The sequence below is a fragment of the Mesorhizobium sp. M1A.F.Ca.IN.020.03.2.1 genome, assembly GCF_004023205.1.
Lineage (GTDB): Bacteria > Pseudomonadota > Alphaproteobacteria > Rhizobiales > Rhizobiaceae > Mesorhizobium.
In genome coordinates this window covers 1-2,336 of the sequence record NZ_RZSV01000416.1, presented here as the reverse complement: position 1 = coordinate 2,336, position 2,336 = coordinate 1, and the positions used below count along the sequence as shown (strand labels likewise).

General features: G+C 65.0%; 3 protein-coding genes. 2 read left to right on the top strand and 1 reads right to left on the bottom strand.

All coding sequences use genetic code 11. From position 1 onward, the window contains the following. A partial coding sequence (locus tag EOA79_RS31525) for an ATPase domain-containing protein (RefSeq protein WP_281060308.1) occupies positions 1–423 on the bottom strand: 423 nt, incomplete at its 3' end. Positions 424–703: 280 nt separating this feature from the next. On the opposite strand from EOA79_RS31525, the gene EOA79_RS31520 reads away from it, so the two are divergent. Both EOA79_RS31520 and EOA79_RS31515 read left to right on the top strand, forming a co-directional pair. Then, a complete protein-coding gene (locus EOA79_RS31520; protein WP_095825256.1) occupies positions 704–1,642 on the top strand; it encodes a carbohydrate kinase family protein in 939 nt (312 codons plus the stop codon). Positions 1,643–1,691: 49 nt separating this feature from the next. Beyond that, positions 1,692–2,336, top strand: a 645-nt coding sequence (locus tag EOA79_RS31515; protein WP_128293658.1) for a pseudouridine-5'-phosphate glycosidase, incomplete at its 3' end; no start/stop codon positions are given.

Sequence of the window (2,336 nt, the reverse complement as noted above, 5' to 3'; positions counted from 1 at the left end):
GTCGCAGATCTCCAGCGCCTGCTCACCCGTGTCGGGCTGCGAGATCAGGAGGTTTTCGAGGTCCACGCCGAGCTTGCGGGCATAGACCGGATCGAGCGCGTGCTCGGCATCGACGAAGGCGCAGATACCGCCCTTCTTCTGGGCTTCCGCAACCGTGTGCAGCGCCAGCGTCGTCTTGCCCGAGCTTTCCGGCCCGTAGATTTCGATGATGCGGCCGCGCGGCAGCCCGCCAACGCCGAGCGCGATGTCCAGCCCGAGCGATCCCGTCGGCACGGTTTCGATCTCGACCACCTGCTCATTGGCGCCGAGCCGCATGATCGAGCCCTTGCCGAAAGCGCGCTCGATTTGCGACAGCGCCGCATCCAGAGCCTTTGATTTGTCCACTGCCTTATCCTCTACAAGCCGCAAACTATTCTGAGCCATGATACATCACCCCTTGGTCGTCAATGAAGGCCGGACAATCCGTGATCCCTGCCAGTTTGTACCTTTTTTGTTCTCATCTGGCAAGAGGCAGCAAATGACTGGAAAACAAATAATATCTGGATTTGTTCTATTTTTGTCTCACTAGAGATGGCGTGAACCAGTGCTGCTGATCCAAGCGAGATCTCGTTATCCGGGCGGCCCGAATCGCGACCCGATTGCGGGGCGATGCGCGGAAACCTAGTGTGCGCACGCAAACAATCAACGAGGTCACCTCCGCGGCATGCCGACATCCCCAAACATCCTGGCGCTGGGCGGCGCCCATATCGACCGGCGCGGCCAGGTCTCGGGCCCTTACGTGCCCGCCGCATCCAATCCCGGCATCATGCGCGAGGATGTCGGCGGCGGCGTCTTCAACGCGCTGCGCAGCATTGTGAAGCGCGGCGTCTCGGCCTCGCTGCTTTCGGTGCGCGGCGGCGATGCGGCGGGTGAGACCGTCGCATCGGCGATCGACGAGGCCGGCATCGCCGACCTTTCGGCGGTGTTCCTCGACCGCACGACGCCGAGCTACACTGCGCTGATCGACAGCGAGGGGGAGTTGATCGTCGGCTTTGCCGATATGGGCCTTTACGACCTCGCCTTCCCCAAGCAGATCCGCCGCGCCAAGGCGCGCGAGGCGATCGCCGAGGCAGACGCGATCCTCTGCGACGCGAACCTGCCAACGGCGGCCCTCGAGCGTCTGGTTGCGCAAGCCGGCGACAGGCCGATTTTCGCCATCGCCATCTCGCCGGCCAAGGTGGTGCGGCTGGCGCCGCTGCTCGGCAATCTTTCGCTGCTGTTCATGAACCGCCGAGAGGCGGCGGCGCTGGCTGGTGCGGATATTTCCGGCCGCGATCTTGTCGGGGAACTCAGGCGGCTGAGCTTGACGGCAGGCGTGATCACGGCCGGCAGTGCTCCGGTGCTCGGCTTCGACCAATCGGGCGTCTTCGCCATCGACCCGCCCTCCCCGCGACGAGTTGCCGACGTAACCGGCGCCGGCGACGCCCTGACCGGAGCAACGGTTGCCGCGCTGCTGCGCGGGCTGCCTTTGCGGAAGGCACTGCGCGAAGGTGTTGCCGCGGCGATGCTCGCCATCGAGAGCGCCGAGGCGGTACCGTCTTTCACCGCCGGCAGTTTTGGCCAGGCGCTTGCCCTTGTGCCCGAGGCACGGGTGGTGGCATAGGGCCACAAACTATCTTGCCGGAGTGTTTTCTCCGGAGTGGAGAACGGACATGACGCCCGAAACCGCCCGCCCCTTCATCGACATTCATCCGCCAGTGGCGGAGGCGCTTGCCGCCGGGCGGCCTGTGGTGGCGCTGGAAAGCACCATCATTACCCACGGTATGCCATACCCCGACAATGGCGCGATGGCCGCCAAGGTCGAGCAGATCATCGCCGAGAGCGGCGCCGTGCCGGCGACGATCGCCGTGGTCGATGGACGCATCAAGATTGGCCTTTCCGATGGCGAGCGCGAATCGCTTGCCATGACCGGCGACGCCATGAAGCTGTCGCGTGCCGATATCGGCTTTGCCGTCGCCCAAAAGCGCACCGGCGGCACCACCGTGGCCGCCACCATGATCGCCGCGCACATGGCCGGCATAAAGGTCTTCGCCACCGGCGGCATCGGCGGCGTCCACAAGGGCGCCGAAAAGAGTTTTGACATCTCGGCCGACCTCGACGAGCTGGCGCGCACGCCGGTCGTCGTCGTCTCGGCCGGCGCCAAGGCGATCCTCGACATCGAAAAGACGCTGGAAGTGCTGGAGACGCGCGGCGTGCCAGTCATCGGCCATGGCTGCGAGACCATGCCAGCCTTCTGGTCCAGGCAATCGCCCTTCCGCGCGCCGCTGACGTTGCACGCGCCTGAAGATATCGCGCAT

Excerpts from the sequence above, each read along its gene's own strand:
- EOA79_RS31520 (WP_095825256.1), top strand. The coding sequence starts at position 704 with ATGCCGACATCCCCAAACATCCTGGCGCTGGGCGGCGCCCATATCGAC.